Source organism: Candidatus Caccoplasma merdavium (genome assembly GCA_018715595.1).
Classification (GTDB): Bacteria; Bacteroidota; Bacteroidia; order Bacteroidales; family UBA11471; genus Caccoplasma; species Caccoplasma merdavium.
In genome coordinates this window covers 41,929-59,205 of record DVLI01000012.1, presented here as the reverse complement: position 1 = coordinate 59,205, position 17,277 = coordinate 41,929, and the positions used below count along the sequence as shown (strand labels likewise).

At 56.0% G+C, this 17,277-nt stretch carries 16 protein-coding genes; 6 read left to right on the top strand and 10 right to left on the bottom strand.

Features of this window, described 5'->3' with window-relative positions; all coding sequences use genetic code 11:
* Positions 1-145: 145 nt before the first annotated feature.
* Both mnmE and IAD09_04140 read right to left on the bottom strand, forming a co-directional pair.
* Positions 146-1,546: a tRNA uridine-5-carboxymethylaminomethyl(34) synthesis GTPase MnmE gene (gene mnmE / locus IAD09_04145; protein HIT81414.1), complete on the bottom strand. Its 1,401-nt coding sequence runs from the start codon at positions 1,544-1,546 to the stop codon at positions 146-148.
* A gap of 16 nt (positions 1,547-1,562) precedes the next feature.
* Positions 1,563-2,498: a DNA/RNA non-specific endonuclease gene (locus IAD09_04140; protein ID HIT81413.1), complete on the bottom strand. Its 936-nt coding sequence runs from the start codon at positions 2,496-2,498 to the stop codon at positions 1,563-1,565.
* 169 nt (positions 2,499-2,667) lie between these two features.
* On the opposite strand from IAD09_04140, the gene pepT reads away from it, so the two are divergent.
* Both pepT and miaA read left to right on the top strand, forming a co-directional pair.
* Complete coding sequence (gene pepT / locus IAD09_04135; GenBank protein HIT81412.1) at positions 2,668-3,891, top strand: peptidase T; 1,224 nt, start codon at positions 2,668-2,670, stop codon at positions 3,889-3,891.
* A 71-nt stretch (positions 3,892-3,962) separates the two neighbouring features.
* On the top strand, positions 3,963-4,868 hold the full coding sequence (gene miaA / locus IAD09_04130) for a tRNA (adenosine(37)-N6)-dimethylallyltransferase MiaA (protein HIT81411.1): 906 nt from the start codon (positions 3,963-3,965) through the stop codon (positions 4,866-4,868).
* Between the two features lie 86 nt (positions 4,869-4,954).
* Here the strand turns inward: miaA and IAD09_04125 are convergent, their stop codons facing one another.
* From IAD09_04125 to ligA, 4 genes are read right to left on the bottom strand one after another with little or no spacing between them, the layout of a single operon-like run.
* Complete coding sequence (locus IAD09_04125; GenBank protein ID HIT81410.1) at positions 4,955-5,416, bottom strand: DUF4293 domain-containing protein; 462 nt, start codon at positions 5,414-5,416, stop codon at positions 4,955-4,957.
* A gap of 52 nt (positions 5,417-5,468) precedes the next feature.
* Positions 5,469-6,362: a 4-hydroxy-tetrahydrodipicolinate synthase gene (locus tag IAD09_04120; GenBank protein HIT81409.1), complete on the bottom strand. Its 894-nt coding sequence runs from the start codon at positions 6,360-6,362 to the stop codon at positions 5,469-5,471.
* Between the two features lie 30 nt (positions 6,363-6,392).
* Positions 6,393-6,935: a hypothetical protein gene (locus tag IAD09_04115; GenBank protein HIT81408.1), complete on the bottom strand. Its 543-nt coding sequence runs from the start codon at positions 6,933-6,935 to the stop codon at positions 6,393-6,395.
* Positions 6,936-6,945: 10 nt separating this feature from the next.
* The gene (ligA, locus tag IAD09_04110) at positions 6,946-8,955 is read right to left on the bottom strand and encodes an NAD-dependent DNA ligase LigA (GenBank protein ID HIT81407.1); all 2,010 of its coding nucleotides are present in this window, start codon (positions 8,953-8,955) and stop codon (positions 6,946-6,948) included.
* A gap of 440 nt (positions 8,956-9,395) precedes the next feature.
* Between ligA and trmD the strand changes: the two genes are divergently transcribed.
* Together trmD and IAD09_04100 are read left to right on the top strand one after the other, a co-directional pair.
* Entirely contained in the window at positions 9,396-10,076 is a 681-nt protein-coding gene (gene trmD, locus IAD09_04105) for a tRNA (guanosine(37)-N1)-methyltransferase TrmD (GenBank protein HIT81406.1), read from the top strand.
* A gap of 218 nt (positions 10,077-10,294) precedes the next feature.
* The gene (locus IAD09_04100; protein HIT81405.1) at positions 10,295-11,803 is read left to right on the top strand and encodes a potassium/proton antiporter; all 1,509 of its coding nucleotides are present in this window, start codon (positions 10,295-10,297) and stop codon (positions 11,801-11,803) included.
* Positions 11,804-11,895: 92 nt separating this feature from the next.
* Here the strand turns inward: IAD09_04100 and IAD09_04095 are convergent, their stop codons facing one another.
* From IAD09_04095 to hypF, 4 genes are read right to left on the bottom strand one after another with little or no spacing between them, the layout of a single operon-like run.
* On the bottom strand, positions 11,896-12,504 hold the full coding sequence (locus tag IAD09_04095; protein ID HIT81404.1) for a class I SAM-dependent methyltransferase: 609 nt from the start codon (positions 12,502-12,504) through the stop codon (positions 11,896-11,898).
* A gap of 13 nt (positions 12,505-12,517) precedes the next feature.
* Positions 12,518-13,261 carry a hydrogenase nickel incorporation protein HypB gene (hypB, locus tag IAD09_04090; protein HIT81403.1) on the bottom strand — a complete coding sequence of 248 codons (744 nt, stop codon included), beginning with the start codon at positions 13,259-13,261 and terminating at the stop codon, positions 12,518-12,520.
* A gap of 13 nt (positions 13,262-13,274) precedes the next feature.
* The gene (locus tag IAD09_04085) at positions 13,275-13,616 is read right to left on the bottom strand and encodes a hydrogenase maturation nickel metallochaperone HypA (GenBank protein ID HIT81402.1); all 342 of its coding nucleotides are present in this window, start codon (positions 13,614-13,616) and stop codon (positions 13,275-13,277) included.
* Positions 13,617-13,634: 18 nt separating this feature from the next.
* Entirely contained in the window at positions 13,635-15,905 is a 2,271-nt protein-coding gene (gene hypF / locus IAD09_04080; protein HIT81401.1) for a carbamoyltransferase HypF, read from the bottom strand.
* Between the two features lie 55 nt (positions 15,906-15,960).
* Between hypF and IAD09_04075 the strand changes: the two genes are divergently transcribed.
* Both IAD09_04075 and hypD read left to right on the top strand, forming a co-directional pair.
* Positions 15,961-16,233: a HypC/HybG/HupF family hydrogenase formation chaperone gene (locus tag IAD09_04075; GenBank protein ID HIT81400.1), complete on the top strand. Its 273-nt coding sequence runs from the start codon at positions 15,961-15,963 to the stop codon at positions 16,231-16,233.
* Complete coding sequence (gene hypD, locus IAD09_04070) at positions 16,202-17,275, top strand: hydrogenase formation protein HypD (GenBank protein HIT81399.1); 1,074 nt, start codon at positions 16,202-16,204, stop codon at positions 17,273-17,275. Before IAD09_04075 ends, hypD begins: the two co-directional genes overlap by 32 nt.
* Positions 17,276-17,277 lie beyond the last annotated feature (2 nt).

Sequence of the window (17,277 nt, the reverse complement as noted above, 5' to 3'; positions counted from 1 at the left end):
CGTGAATTTCTGTCACGGTAGAAATACGTATGAAAAATATGGATAAAAACCGTTACTTCCAAATACGGTCTGGAAAGTACATAAAAACAAAAGTCGCTGATATACAGCGACTTTATTCTAAATGGTTATGGCTGTTTACAAGCCGTCATTTGCCGATGCAGAAGTTTTTGAAGATATTGCCGAGGATTTCGTCGGTGGTGATTTCGCCGGTGATTTCGCCGAGGTGGTGCATGGTCTCGCGTATGTCTTGGGCGAGGAGGTCTCCGGGATAGTTGTCGGCAAGACCCTGGTGGGCCCGCCGTATGGCTTCGAGGGCACGGACAAGGGCTTCGTAATGGCGCACGTTGGTGACGATGGTGTCGTTGGCGGACGTGGTCTGCGCGGCAAGGGCTACGAGGGCTTCTTGCAGGGTGTCGATGTCGCGGTTGTTCTTGGCCGAGATGGGGAGTATGCGCTCGGGAGCGATGTGGAGGGTGGTCAAGAGTTCTTGTTTCGCGGCTATCTGTGCGGGTGAGAGCAGGTCGGTCTTGTTGATGAGGGCAAAGAGTTGCTTTCCTTGACACTGCGGGACGATGCGCCGGGCCAAGTCTTGCACATGGGCGTCGCTATGGGTGCCGTCGACGAGCCACAGCACGATGTCGGCCTGTGCGAGTTTGACGAATGTGCGTTCGATGCCCATGTTCTCGACGGTGTCGCTTGTCTCGCGTATGCCGGCGGTATCGATGAGCCGATAGGTGATGCCTTGCAGGTCGATGATGTCTTCAACGGTGTCGCGGGTAGTGCCGTGTATGTCGGAGACGAGGGCGCGTTCTTCTCGCAGGAGGGCGTTGAGGAGGGTCGATTTGCCGGCATTGGTCTCGCCGATGATGATGGTGGGTATGCCGTTCTTGATGGCATTGCCGCGGCTGAACGAGTCGGCCAGCCGGGCAATGACGGTTTCGATGTCGCGGGCCAGTTCGACGAGTTGTTGCCGGTCGGCAAACTGCACTTCTTCTTCGCTGAAATCGAGTTCGAGCTCGATGAGGGAAACGAATTGGAGCAGGCGAGCCCGCAGGTCGGCCAGTTCGCGGCTGAACCCGCCGCGCATCTGATTCATGGCTACGCGATGGGCGGCCGCCGAACGGGAGGCGATGAGGTCGGCCACGGCTTCGGCCTGCGAGAGGTCGAGACGACCGTTGGCAAAGGCGCGCCGGGTAAACTCTCCGGGGGCGGCGCCGCGACAACCGCCGTGTATGAGAGCCTGTATGATGTGCTGGGCGATGTAGGTGGAACCGTGGCAGGATATTTCGACCGTGTCTTCGCCGGTATAGGAGTGCGGTGTGCGGAAAAGGGAGACGACGACCTGGTCGAGCAGGTCTCCTTCTTGACCGTAGATTTCACCAAAAGCGAGCGTATGGGTGGCTCGTTGCGACAGCGGTGTTGCGTGTCCTTTGGGGTGAAACAACTTATCGACGATGGTTATGGCCTTGTCGCCGCTGACGCGAATGACGGCGATGCCCCCTACTCCGGGCGGTGTAGAGACGGCGCATATCGTGTCTTCGGGCATATAGGGGGTGCGAAGGTCAGAAGTTCCAGTATTGGGTGTCATATTGCGATTCAATATATTGTTCTATCTCGTCGGGGAGCTCGGGAAAGAAATCGATTCGGACCCGGTTCTCGACACTGTCGATGGTCACGGCATAACTGTCGAGCGGCCGTCGTTGACGACCGGGTATGTTTTCGAAAATGAAGCCTATGCCCCTTGGCGGGTCGGCATAGGGCGAGAGCACCACCTTGTAATAGGCCGAAGGGACTTTTACCTTGTGGGAACCTATCGTGGTATCGCCGGGCGCGACAAGGGGGCCGCACACGATGACGATGGCGCTATCTTCACGAGCCCAATCACGGATTTTGTCTTCGAGGCGTTTCCAGTCGCCTTGATTGAGGCCCGGTGTCTGCGGGCAGATGTTGGTGAGGTAGAACGAGTGCGACATGGCCTCGGCGCTCCACCGCATGTCGGCGGCAGGCGCCATGTGTCCGCGGTCGAAACCGCTGCGGCGGTAATCGGCCAGACCGGCCTGCTCGTCGAGGGGCAGGGACTCGTCGGGGCGGAAGTCGTCGCGACGTGACACCTGCGCTTTCAGTTCGCTGCGCAGCAATTCATAGGCGACCCAGTTGGGCAGGCGCCATTCGCTGTTGTACGAGAGCGTATAGCCGGCATAGGTACAAAGCCTGTCGGGACGCCCATCGGCAAAGGGAGCCGGAATCTCCAAATCATCGTAATGCACCACACGACGATGCACGGCATCGGGTCGAGTGTGCTTACGGGGCATTATGGAGGCAATGCGAGCCTCCAACCAGTTTCGCGTCGTCGAAGAGGGAGTGCCAAGCATAGTATCGATGGGGGTCGTGAAATAATAGGCCCCCCACATTATCAGCAGGAAGAAAAGAACGCCCCACAGCAAAGACTTCCACGCCCGTTTGGGCGTATTTTTCCGTTTCTTGCGATTGCCTGACATTTGTTTTTACCGGTTTGGTGACGCAAATTTACATATTTTTCCGTATCTTTGTTTGATGTTTCGACAGAAAGGTCGTTTCCCCTGCCGCTAAGGTGAAAAACGGCCGAATCGAAAGTCTACCCGACTCCCGACATCAACCGAATTTATACCTTCATAAAACCGCTTTACAATGGAAAATCTCGTCAAACGTTTTCTGCACTATGTAAGTTTCGATACACAATCGGACGAATTGACCCATATGACGCCCAGCACTCCGGGACAGATGTTTTTTGCCAAAGAACTGGAAAAGGAGTTGCAGCGCATAGGTCTCTCCGATATATCGCTCGACGATAACGGATACTTAATGGCCACCCTGCCCTCGAACAGCGACAAGGAATTGCCCACGGTGGGATTCATCGCCCACCTCGACACCAGTCCCGACTGCTCGGGCCGCAAAGTTTCGCCTCGCATCGTCGAGAACTACGACGGCAAAGAAATCGTGCTCTGCGCCGAAGACAATGTGGCACTGCGCCCCGACGAGTTTCCCGAGTTGCTGCACTACATCGGTCAAGACCTCATCGTCACCGATGGCAAGACATTGCTGGGTGCCGACGACAAAGCCGGCGTGGCCGAAATCGTATCGGCCATGGAGTACCTCCTCTCCCACCCCGAAATCAAGCATGGCAAGATACGCATCGGATTCACCCCCGACGAAGAAATCGGTCAAGGAGCCGACCACTTCGACGTGAAACGGTTTGGCGCCGACTGGGCCTACACGATGGACGGGGGTGAAATCGGCGAGCTCGAATATGAGAACTTCAACGCCGCCGTGGCTCGCATCACCTTCAAGGGACGCAACGTGCACCCGGGCTACGCCAAGCACAAGATGATCAACTCACTGCGTGTCGCCATACAATACGCCATCATGCTCCCCCGCTGGGAAACTCCCGAACACACCGAGGGTTATGAAGGCTTCTACCACCTCATTTCGTGCGAAGGCAGCGTCGAGGAGACCACGCTCAGCTACATTATCCGCGACCACGACCGCGACCGCTTCGAGCGCCGCAAGAAGGAGTTTGAGCACCTCGTGCGGAAAATCAACCGGGAGTTCCCCGACTGTGCCAGCCTCGAAATCAAAGACCAATACTACAACATGCGCGAGAAGATAGAGCCGGTCATGCACATTGTCGACCTTGCCGAAGAGGCCATGAAAAACGTGGGCGTAACCCCCGTGGTGGTTCCCGTGCGTGGCGGCACCGACGGCGCCCGTCTCTCGTTCGAAGGGCTCCCCTGCCCCAACATCTTTGCTGGCGGTCTCAACTTCCACGGCCGCTATGAGTTCGTGCCCATCGCATCGATGGTAAAAGCCCGCGACGTGATTGTGGAAATAGCCCGCCTCGTGGCCGAGAAATAATGTGACACTTATTCCGGGAGGCCGCCGTCGTGTCGGCCTCCCGTCTTTATTCTCCCCTACCGTTGTTGCCCATGAGAAAAAAACTCGTCGTACTTTTAGGCCCCACGGCCGTGGGGAAAACCGAGTTGAGCCTGCAACTGGCCGAACGGCTGGGTTGCCCCATCATCTCGGCCGACAGCCGGCAGCTCTATCGCGACATGGTCGTGGCGACGGCAGCCCCCACCCGGGAACAACTGGCTCGTGTGCCGCACCATTTTATCGGCACACTTTCCCTCACCGACTATTACAGTGCCGCCCAATACGAGGCCGATGCCTTGGCTCTCATCGAGCAACTGTTTACCCGCCACGACACCCTGCTGCTCACCGGCGGCTCGATGATGTATATCGATGCCGTGTGCAACGGCATCGACGAGATACCCACCATCAGCGACGAGGTGCGCCGTGCCGTCGTGACGCGCTACGAAGAGGCCGGTCTCGACGTTCTGCTCGAAGAGTTGTTGCGGCTCGACCCCGACTTCTACGAGAAGGTCGACCGACGGAATCCCAAACGGGTGATTCATGCCGTGGAGATATGCCGCATGACCGGGCAACCCTACTCCTCGCTGCGTACAGAGACGAAAAAAGAGCGTCCGTTCGACATCGTGAAGATAGGACTCACCCGCCCACGGGCGGAGCTCTACGAGCGCATCAACAGCCGGGTCGACGCCATGATGCGCGACGGGCTCGAAGCCGAAGCCCGCAAGCTCTACCCCTACCGCCACCTCAATGCGCTCAACACGGTAGGATACAAAGAGATGTTTGCCTACTTCGACGGCACCTACGACCTGCCCGCGGCTGTCGAGAAGATAAAACGCAACACGCGGGTCTACGCCCGCAAACAGATGACGTGGTTCCGGCGCGACGACACCATCGTGTGGTTCACGCCCGACGACCGTCTGAAACTGTTTGCCTACGTCGAGAAACGACTGCATGAATAGGCAACCTCCCCGACCCTACCCATGAAATACAAAACGCCGCACAGTGGTCTGTGCGGCGCTTTTGCTGTACGAAGCTTTGCAAGAGGTTAACGCAGGCGGTCGGCCGAACGCACAAGACGTTCGTCGGCCCGTATGCGGCGGTAGGCAATGTAATTGAGCACGAGTGCCACCACCGGCATGGAGAGGGCGGCCTGCAACTGCAAACTTTCGCCGTTGAGCGCAATGTAGAGGTCATAGATGTAAATGCCCACTATCACATAGAAAGCGACAAGCAACAAGGTCGTAAAGTGACATACCCGCATCTGCAAAGGACGGTTGCGGAAAAGGAATATGTTGATCAGAGCCAACAGTGCCGCGAGTGCGGCAACGATGGTAAGGGGCCACATCTCGAAGAGGAGTTTCGATTCGGGAGCGGGGGTATAGGCTCCCAGCGACGAGAGTATTACCGTGTCTTCGGGGGTTACGATGGTCGTGAGGGGCATAAACATGCAGGTTGCCACGAGAGCGGCAACAAGAAAGAGATATACGGATTGCAATCGTTGTATCATAGTTGTACGGTTTTAGGATTATAACGTCGGGAAAGGAGTATTGTTCACAGCGTCAGCAAACAATGTTGAGTTTCTGCAACACGTCGCGTATTTTTTCGTAGGTCGTAATGCGTGTGGGCACCAAGGGCAGGCGCAACTGGTTCTGTATGTACCCCATGGCATGGAGGAGGCATTTCACTCCGGCCGGATTGCCGTCGACAAAAAGCAGGCTGAACAGCTCGGTGAAACGGTGATGTATCGTCAGTGCCGACGCATAGTCGCCATTGAGCGCCAGACGCACCATGCGGCTGAACTCTCGGGGGAAGGCATTTCCTATTACCGAAATGACGCCCACCGCTCCCAAGGTTATAAGGGGGAAAGTGATGCCGTCGTCGCCCGAGATGACCATGAAATCGGCCGGTTTGTTTTTGATGATGTCGTCCATCTGGGTGATGTTGCCCGAGGCTTCTTTGATGGCGACGATATTATCAAAATCGCGGGCAAGGCGCAAGGTGGTCCCGGCGGTCATGTTCACGCCGGTGCGGCCGGGCACATTGTAAAGAATGACCGGCAGTTTGGTGGCTTGCGCGATGGCTTTGTAGTGCTGATAGATGCCCTCCTGCGAGGGTTTGTTGTAGTAGGGGACTACCGAGAGTATGGCATCAACGCCATCGAAATTCTGGGTTTTAAGGCTGTCGACTATGGCACGGGTATTGTTGCCGCCGAGCCCCATGACGATGGGAACCCGACCTGCAACTTTTTCGATGACAAAAGAGCGTACCCGGGCTTTTTCTTCTTCGGTGAGAGTCGGCGTCTCGGCGGTTGTTCCCAAGACGACGAGATAATCGATGCCGTTTTGTATTTGATATTCGACAAGGCGGGCCAAAGCCGGGAAGTCGATTGTTTCATCTTCATTGAAAGGTGTGATAAGGGCAACGCCCATACCTCTTAAATTGATTTGTGCCATATAGTGTTGTGCATATTTTCGGCGGTAAAATTACGAATTATTATTTTTTACCGCAATATTCTTCCAATAAAACAGCATATTTTGCAACAAGTATTCGACCGTCGCCTTTTCGGGGTCGATTTGTAGCATAATGTCGGCCGGAGCCAAGGAATTCTTCTGCACACCGAGACGCATGGGAGCCCTGCTTATGACAGACAAAAAGGCCGTCGGCAAAGAGTCGACCAGCGTCAGGTCGAGCAACACATCGGGTTGCAAAGCGACAAAATCGCGGCATATCTCGGGGCGCGGTGCGGTGCCGCCGTGGCAGAGTTCCGCGGGGGATATTTCGACGATGTCGATGCCGGAGGGCCGAAGTTCGATCTTCGATGGCGACAGGTTCAGGCAATAAAGCACGACTTTTTTCCCTTCGCGGCTCATCGCCTGCAAGAGCGGCACAGCCTGTCGCACGCCTGCCTCATCGGCCAGGACGGCAACCGTCTTCGCCTCGCGATAGGGAATGAAACGCCGGTCACGCTGTTTCGGGCTTTTGGCATATCGGCGTCGTATTGCTTTCTGTGTAAGATATTTCCACATGAAAATCCGGTTAATTTTCCGAACCGATGAGTTGCAGGAACTCTGTTTCGGAGATGATTTTTATACCCAACTTCGTTGCCTTTTCGAGTTTGGCGGGGCCCATATTCTCTCCGGCCAGGAGATAGGTTGTCTTGGCCGAGACCGAAGAGGTATTTTTCCCGCCGTGTTGCTCGATGAGATTTTTATATTCATCACGGGAGTGATGGGTAAAGGTGCCGCTGATGACAACCGTAGCTCCTTGCAGACGGTCGGTGCGATGGGCCAGGCGCTCGGCCGACAGCTCCATCTGCAAACCGGCGGCTTTCAGCCGCGCGATGAGATTCGCCGTCGTCGGGTGTGCAAAATAGGCTCTCACACTGCCGGCTATGCGCGCTCCTATCTCATCGACTTGCATGAGCTCTTCTTCGGTGGCAGCGGCCAACTTGTCGATGCTTCCGAATGCGTTGGCCAGTTTTTTTGCCACGGTCTCTCCCACGAACCGTATGCCCAAGGCAAAGAGCACGCGTTCGAAGGGAACCTCGCGCGAAGCCGCCACCGCCTCGATGATGTTGCGCGCCGACTTGTCGCCTTGGCGGTCGAGCGAGGCGATGTCGCTTTCGCGCAGGGTATAGAGGTCGGCGACATCGTGTATCATTCCCAGACGATAAAAGAGGTCGACCGTTTCACTTCCCAAGCCGTCGATGTTCATGGCTCGGCGACTGATGAAGTGCTCGATGCGGCCCTTTATTTGCGGGGGACAGGATTCGTCGTTGGGGCAATACCAAGCCGCTTCTCCCTCATACCGCACCAAGGGGGTTCCACACTCGGGACAATGGGTGATAAACTGCACCTTCTCTCCCACCAAGATGCGGGCATCGGTGTCGACTCCGGTTATCTTGGGTATGATTTCGCCCCCCTTTTCCACATAGACAAAATCGCCGATGTGCAGGTCGAGCGCCTGTATGATGTCGTCGTTGTGGAGCGAAGCCCGCTTCACTATGGTTCCCGACAGTTGCACGGGGTCGAGGTTGGCCACCGGGGTGATGGTTCCGGTGCGCCCCACCTGATAGGAGATGGAGTTGAGCCGGGTTACCGCCCGCTCGGCCTGGAACTTATAGGCAATGGCCCAGCGGGGCGACTTGGCGGTGTAGCCGAGATATTTCTGCTGACGCAACGAAGCGACTTTGAAAACGATGCCGTCGGTCGCCACCGGCAGATTTTTGCGGTTTACGTCCCAATAGTCGATAAAGGCATACATCTCTTCGAGCGAATGACAACGGGTCATGGCCTCGGAGATTTTAAATCCCCAACCGGCGGCCGTGTGCAGATTGTCGAGATGGTCGTCGGAGGGCAGATTTTCGCCCAAGAGATAATATAGATAGGCATCGAGGTGCCGGGAGGCGACAATCGCCGAATTTTGCAGTTTGAGGGTGCCCGATGCCGCATTGCGCGGATTGGCAAAGAGCGGTTCCTCTTCGCGTTCCCGCTCTGCATTCAGTTGCTCAAAGACCGACCAAGGCATGAGTATCTCGCCGCGAATCTCGAAACGGTCGGGGTAACCCGCTCCACGCAGGACGAGCGGTATGGTGCGTATGGTCTTGACATTCTCGGTCACATCGTCGCCTTGCACGCCGTCGCCCCGGGTAACGGCCTGCACCAGCCGGCCGTGCTCATAGGTGAGCGAGATGGACGTGCCGTCGTATTTCAACTCCCCGACGATGGTAAAGGGCTCCTGCAATGCCGCACTCACCCGTTCGTAGAAAGCGGCCACCTCTTCACGCGTGTAAGTGTTGCTCAACGATAGCATCGGATAGCGGTGAGCTACCTGTGTGAAAGCCTGATTGTGGTCATTCCCCACCCGGCAGGTGGGAGAATGTGGGTCGGCATATTGGGGATTGGCCTCTTCGAGTTGCTGCAACTCGGCCATGAGGCGGTCAAATTCCCGGTCGTCGATGGTCGGAGCATTGAGCACATAGTAGTTGTAGTTATGCTCGTCCAACTCTTTTCTCAACTGCCGTATGCGAAATTCTGTCTCATTCATGGTCGCCTGTTTAGGTTGACAAAGATACCACAAAAATGTAAGAAACGGAAGCTTGTCACCCGAGAATATTGCACGAGACTGTAATACAAGTCCCCCTCTCTCCGTCACTCCTGAAGGAATGTGCGGGAAAAGGGTGTTCCCGTAAGAAACCGGACTTGGGCGAGAGGTTCACCCGGTCGGTGCGGTCTCCAAAATCGGTGCGCCAGCCGCGAAATTTGAAAGATTTCATGTAGGGAACATGAACCGGATAAAAGGTTTTAAAGGGTAGCGGCTAACAGGTGTATCGGTCAAGAACGGCATGATACCAATTCAAAGCCCGAAAAAATTTCTCTTTTTCCTTGACAAGTCTTAAAAACAGACATTATTTCTCATACCGACGACTTCGTTATGTCACTTTTTTGTGGTACCTTTGCCTACCGAAAAAATAGTGCATCGTCATCATGCGTATCGATATTCTCACCGTTTTACCCGAGCTGCTCGACAGCCCTCTGAACCAATCGATTCTGAAACGGGCCCAAAACAAGGGGCTGGTCGAAATCGTCGTGCACAACCTGCGCGATTTCTCGACCGACAAACACCGGCGCGTCGACGACTACCCCTTCGGCGGAGCAGCCGGCATGGTGATGCAAATCGAGCCGATAGACCGGGCCATCTCGCAACTGAAAAGCGAACGCGCCTACGATGAGGTCATCTACACCTCTCCCGACGGAGAGCTCTTTGACCAACCCCTGGCCAACTCTCTCTCCCTGGCCGAAAACCTCATCATCTTGTGCGGGCATTACAAGGGCATCGACTACCGCATACGCGAGCACCTCATCACCCGGGAAATATCGGTGGGAGACTATGTACTCACCGGCGGAGAGTTGCCCGCAGCCATCATGTGCGATGCCATCGTGCGACTGATACCGGGTGCTCTCGGCGACGAACAGTCGGCTCTCTCCGATTCGTTCCAGGACAACCTGCTGGCACCGCCCGTATATACCCGTCCGGCCGAATACAAAGGCTGGCGCGTCCCCGACGTGCTGTTGTCGGGTCACCAACGCAAAATCGACGAGTGGAACCACGAGCAGTCGATAGAGCGCACGCGTCGCCTGCGCCCCGATCTTCTTGCCGAGGAATAAGAATTTTTGACGCCACAGATAAAAACATACCATCAAAAAAAACAAACGACCAACTGTGAAACAGTAATATTACGGTCCTCCCGAGGAAGTTTTTCACGCCCTCCCGAGATTGAAAAACATCATGCCGTCGAAAATTTTTCGTTCGCGATTTTGTTATACCTCAAAGAAAACGTTTATATCCCAACCCATAACCACCCATTTAGAAGAAACCCATTCTCATGAACTTGAATCCCGAAAATTTCGTAATGGTCGGTGCCATACTTCTCTTTTGCAGCGTACTGGCCGGAAAAACCGGTTATAAATTCGGCCTTCCCGCCTTGCTTCTGTTCCTCGGTGTAGGAATGTTTTTCGGCTGCGACGGTCCGATACCGTTCCTGCAAATCCAGTTCGACAATCCCAAAGCAACCCAATTCATCGGAGTCATCGCCCTGAGCATCATTCTGTTCTCAGGCGGTATGGACACCAAATACCAAGATATAAAACCCATCATCGGCCCGGGTGTCACGCTCGCAACCCTGGGGGTACTCCTGACGACCTTTATCACGGGCTTGTTTATCTACTTCATCTGCGATTTCATTCCGACAATCAATCTCAATATTTGGGAATCGATGTTATTGGCGGCAGTCATGTCATCGACCGATTCGGCGTCGGTATTCTCTATCCTGCGTTCCAAAGGGCTTTCCCTGAAAGAACGGTTGCGACCCACGCTCGAACTCGAAAGCGGTAGTAACGACCCGATGGCTTTCATGCTCACCATCATATTGATACAAATCATACAACTGGGCGAATTTTCTTTTTGGAGTTTCATCTCCACCCTCATCATACAACTGAGTATCGGCGGCTTGTTGGGATACCTCTTCGGCAAATTGGCCGCCATGGCCATCAACCGGCTCAACGTGCAGAACCAGTCGCTCTACCCGATTCTCCTGTTGGCCTTCGTGTTCTTCATCTTCTCGTTTACCGATATGCTGAAAGGAAACGGCTACCTCGCCGTGTATCTGGCCGGACTGGTTATCGGCAACTCCAAAGTCGTGCACAAACGCAGCATGGAAACTTTCTTCGACGGCCTTACCTGGCTCTTCCAGATCGTCATGTTCCTCACGCTCGGCTTACTGGTGACTCCCAGCCAATTACCCCCCATCATAGGCATAGGTCTCGCCATCGGCATCTTCATGATTGTTTTGGCCCGTCCCATCACCGTATTCCTCTGCCTGTTGCCGTTCAAGAACTTCTCGACACGAGCCCGGCTCTACATCTCATGGGTGGGATTGCGTGGTGCCGTGCCCATCATCTTTGCCACCTATCCCATGATTGCCGGCATCGAGAATGCCAACCTCATCTTCAACATCGTGTTCTTCATCACCCTCATCTCCCTGCTGATACAGGGCACTACCGTCGGGACCATGGCCAAATGGTTGGGTCTCATTGCTCCGGGGCGTGACAAGAAAGAGTTTGACGTGCAACTTCCCGACGAAATCAAATCGTCGATGTCGGAAATCGAAATCAACGAACAGACTTTGTCAAAAGGCAACCGCCTAATGGACATGACCCTCCCCGACAACACCTTGGCCGTCATGGTGAAACGCGATACCAATTTCTTCGTGCCCAAAGGCAACACGGTTCTGAAACCGGGCGACAAACTTCTCGTCATCAGCGACAACGAAGAGGAACTGAAAAAAGCCTATGAAGCCTTGGGCATCAAAGACTACTCCATCGAAAAGAATTGAACGGGCACACCCGTCTGACCCATAAAAGCAGCGTCCCTCACCGGGCGCTGCTTTTATTTCATGATACCTCTCAAAAACAACCTGTGGCGCGCTCAGCGCGTGAGCAATATAAAATAGGTGACGTCCGACTCCGCGGCATGGACGACCTCCAATCCCATGCGGCGGAAACGCTGTGCCTGCACCGACACCGGGAACAAATCGCGCCGCATCGACGGGGACAGCTGGTTGCGGTGCATCTCATTGAGCCACTTGCGCCCTTCGGTATGGGCTATCAGCAAGAAGCCCCCGGGCATGAGGTTGCGGGAGACCAAACGTGCCACCGTCTCGTCGCGCCGCGCCAAATGGGGAAATACCGAATAGAGTAGAATGGCATGATAACGGCGTGACAGCGACTCGCGGGTGACGTCGGCCGGAATAAAATGCAAAAACGGGTCGGTACCGTACTTCTGTTTCGCCACGGCCAGCATGCCGGGCGAAAGGTCCACGGCATCGATGACCCCTTGGGGATTGCGTTCCCGGATATAGGGCAACAGCACGCCCGTCCCGGTACCCACATCGAGCACCGAATCGCCCGGCTGCATGGGCAACCAGGCCAACAAGCTGCGCAACACATCAGGATTTCGCGGGGTGCGGGAATCCCATGAGCGGCTTTGGGCATCGAAAAATTGCCGCACCTCGTCGGTGGCTATCGCGATATTCATAGGCAACAGATTATCACAATGCATGAGGCAAGGCGGCGACCTGCTCTTCCCAAAAACGCCGCCAAGACAACAGACCTTCGCCGGTGTGCGAAGAAATTTCGAAAATGCGCAAGGAGGGATTGACTTGCAAAAGATTCCTTCTCAACGTCCCGATGTCGCAACTCAAATAGGGCAACAGGTCGACTTTGTGAATGACGCACAACCGGGCGCTCTCGAATATATACGGATACTTCAAGGGCTTGTCGTCACCCTCGGTGACGCTTATGACAACCACGCGCCAGGTCTCGCCCAAATCGAACATGGCCGGACAGACCAAATTGCCGACATTCTCGATGAAGAGCAACGAACGTGTCGGCAAGTCGAGCGTCAGGAGTGCGTCGTGCACCATGGCGGCATCGAGATGGCACCCTTGTGCGGTATTGATTTGCCGGCAAATGGCTCCGGTTGCCGCAATGCGGCGCGCATCGTTGTCGGTATGCTGGTCACCTTCGATGACCGCCACGGGAAATTTCCGCAGGAGCGGCAAGAGGGTCTGTTCGAGAAGCGACGTTTTCCCGGCTCCGGGCGAACTGACGATATTCACGGCACAGATTTCACAACGGGAAAAATATTGCCGATTCTCCTCGGCCTGTCGGTCGTTGAGGGAGAGAATGTCTTTCTCGACCGTCAATCGGTGCTGATGGTCATGGGGGATTCCCTCCCGGTGGAGATGATGATGAAGAGAGTCTGAGGGCGTACAGCCACAATGGTCACACATGATAGAAAGAATTTTATTCGACAAGGATTGATTTGAGGCGCAATTCCCGACCCTGCAAAAGTTCGGTTTCAGCCGAATGGCAATGCGGGCAACCACAAAACTGATGGGTGGGGGCGAACTGGCAACCACACACTTTGCAATGCGACACGGGAGGCACCTCGACAATGGTCACCCGCGCTTTCTCAAACGGGGAATAGCGTTGCGCCGCCCGCATCGAAAAAGAGAGCGCCGAAATATCGACCCCCGCCCAATGTCCCACTTCGAGCTCGATTTCCTTTACTTCGTGCGCCTTCTGCTTGATGGCCTCCAATGCGACCAAATCGAGAATACTGAGTGCAATAGAAAGTTCGTGCATAAATCATTTCAAAAAATTTCAATCCACCCCCCGACAGGCCGATGCCACGACCGCCTGTCCCACGGCTATCGCACCGTCGTGAACGGGCATTTTCTCGGGCAAGAAAAAAGGTATGCCTTGCACCGCAAACCTTTTACATAACAACTCCGAAAGGATTTTGTTCTGAAACACGCCGCCCGACAACACCACCCCGCAAAAAAGGGAACGGTCGAAAAGACGGAGTGTCTCGGCAAAAACGACGTCGGCCAACGTCGCATGAAAGGCATAGGCCACATCGGCCGCGGGACGGCCGCCGGCCACATCGTCGAGCAGAGCCGAGAAAAGCGGTGACAGGTCGAGAGGCGTTTGGCGATTCAGCGGATAGCGCAGGGTACGATTGGTCGCGCGGCAGGCCGTCTGTTCGAGAAGAACGGCCGCCTCCGACTCATAACTGTTCTCATCGCATATGCCCAACAGGGAAGCCACGGCATCGAACAATCGCCCCGCCGCCGAGGTCGATGGAGAGAGTTCCTGCGAAAAGCACATGCGTTCGACCCCTAAGACCTTGGCCTCCCCCACCCGACGGCAAAAACCGGGCGGATAAAATCGTGCACCCTTGCGAAACGCATGCAGGAGAGCGACCGCCATGCGCCAGGGTTGACGGGCGGCGGCATCGCCCCCGGGCATGGGGAGGTATGGGAAATGCGAGAGGCGGCGGTATTCGGCACGGTCGGTCCATAGGAACTCTCCGCCCCACACACAACCGTCATCTCCGGCACCCGTTCCGTCGAGACAAACCGCCAGTACGGGTTCGAAGAGCCGATACTCGGCCATGACAGCCGCCGCATGGGCATGGTGGTGCTGCACCCGTATCAAGGGAAGGTTCCGACGGGAGGCGTATGCCTCGGCAAAACGGGTCGAGACATAATCGGGGTGCCTGTCGCACACGACCACACGAGGTTCAAAGCGGAACAAATGCGTATAACGTCCGACCGTATCGTCATAGAGCGCCGCGACAGCCGCATCGCGCAGCGTCCCAATATAAGGCGAAAGTATCACATCGCGTCCGCGCCCGATGGCAAAATGGTTGGTGCGTTCAGCTCCGGCCGCAAAAACACCATCGACATTATCCCCCACGCACAAGGGTTCGGGAGCATACCCCCTTGCCCGACGAAGCAGCCGGGGAGCTCCGGCGACATATTGAACGACCGAATCATCGACCCGGTTATAAATGGCTCGGTTATAGGAGACAAAGCCATCGACCCCATCGCCCAACTGCCGCCAAGCCTCCGCATCGTCGGCGCACAAGGGGAAACCTTTGCGATTGCCGCTGGTAAAGACCAACGCCTCCAAACCGGTATCGGCAAAAATATGATAGTGAATGGGTTGGAAAGGCAAGAGCACCCCCAAGGTACAATATCCCTCATTGATGCCCGGCGACAATGCGCCCCGTTGCCGGGCCAGCAATATGGGACGGCGCCACGACGTGAGCAATGCCGTTTCCTGGGGGGAGAGTGCGACAATGCGCCGCGCGGCAACCACATCACGGAACATCACGGCAAAAGGTTTTCGCGGCCGCTCCTTCAAAGCACGCAGCCGTGCCACGGCTGCCGGTGAAAAGGCATCGGCAATCAGGTTATATCCCCCCACGCCTTTCAGGGCGACCACCCCTCCACGCAAGAGTATCGAAGCCAGGTGGCGACGCACCTCGGCATAGGTATCGACACACAACCCCGACGGGCAACGCATGCAATAACCGGGACCGCAACGGTTGCAGGCCACGGGCTCGGCATGAAAGCGGCGGTCGTTTTCATCGCGATATTCGCGGGAACAGTCGGGACACAAGGCAAACGGGGACATCGTTGTCGCCGAACGGTCATAAGGCAACTCCCTGATGATAGAAAAACGAGGCCCGCATGCGGTGCAGTTGATAAAAGGATAATCGATGCGGTGCGGCTGCGTGCGCATGTCGTCGAGACACTTGTCGCACACGGCAATGTCGGGGCTGACGTGCGTGACGCCCTCGTTTGTATCGCGGCTGGGTGTGATGGCAAACGGGCGTTCCAAACGACGAGTCTCCCTGCACGACCGCACCTCGACCGCATCGACACGCGCCACGGGGGGCAATTCGGCCAGGAGCCGTTGCATGAACGAAGATTCTTGTTCGGGTGCGGCTTGCAGTACAATCGACACTCCGGAGGTATCGTTATCGACCGAACCGGCCAACCCCATCTCCCGAGCCAACCGGCAGACATAGGGACGGAACCCGACACCCTGCACCAGGCCCCTGACGTGTATCTGATATTCCATGCCGAAGAAAACAATTCGCGCAGGAAATTGTTCTTGGAATTAAAAACTGTGAATCATGTGTTTGGCCATTCCCGGAAAAGTTGTCGCCATTGAGAATGCCGACAAGGAGAAACCGCGCATGGCGACGGTCGACTTCGGCGGCGTCGTGCGTACCATCTGCATCGACTGGGTCGACGTGCAGACGGGAGAATATATCCTGGCTCATGCCGGCATCGCCCTCACGGTGGTCAACCGCGACGACGCCGAAGCTGCTTGGGACGATTTTGAAAAACTTTTTCCACACAACACCTGTCATCATGATGGAGAAGCCAGCGACCGACGCCATTGATAGAATCGTCGATGCCCTGCACCGCATCACCCGCCACCCGTGGCGCATCATGGAGATATGCGGCGGACAGACCCACGCCATCGCCCGATATGGCATCGAAAAGCTCTTGCCCCCACAAATCACACTCATACACGGACCGGGGTGTCCCGTGTGCGTGACCCCCGAAACGACCGTGGAAAAAGCGATGCAGATTGCCGGCCGGAGTGACGTCGTCTTCACCACCTTCGGCGACATGTTGCGCGTACCCGGCATATCGGGCGACCTGCTCTCACTGAAAAGCCGGGGTGCCGACATACGCATGCTATACAGTCCGCTCGACGCCCTCCCGATAGCAAAGGCTTTGCCGGGGAAAGAGGTGGTGTTCCTCGCCGTCGGGTTTGAAACGACGGTTCCCGTATATGCGTCGGCTATCCTCTCGGCGCAACGACAAAAGATAACGAACTTCTCCCTCCTCACGTCGCTCTACACCGTCCCCCCGGCCATCGAGGCGATTATGGCCGACGACGAATGCCGCATCGACGGTCTCTTGGCGGCGGGGCATGTCTGCACCGTCGAAGGATATGGCCGATATGAAGAACTGGCCCGCCGGCAGGGTGTAAGCATCAGCGTGACCGGCTTCACGCCCGTCGAACTGCTATTGGGCATTTACCACGACATACGCCTGCTCGAAAATGGGGAACACGACGTCTATAATGCCTACCCGGCCGCCGTAAGCCGCCACGGGAACCGGAAGGCCAAAGAGGCCGTGGAGGAGGTATTCCAACCTTGCGACCAGACGTGGCGGGGCATAGGCCGCCTGCCGGCAAGCGGCCTGCAAATAAAAAAGAGATACGAACATTTTGACGCTTTAAAGCGTTTTCCTGTCGGAGAGGTCTTTCCCGACAGGAAAAGCGAGTGTCGGGCCGGCGATGTGTTGAAAGGGAAAACCACGCCGGCACACTGCCCGGCATTCGGCCGGCGCTGCACGCCCGAGCACCCGTTGGGAGCACTCATGGTATCGAGCGAAGGGGCTTGCGCCGCCTATTACCGATACCGCCGTTAAAG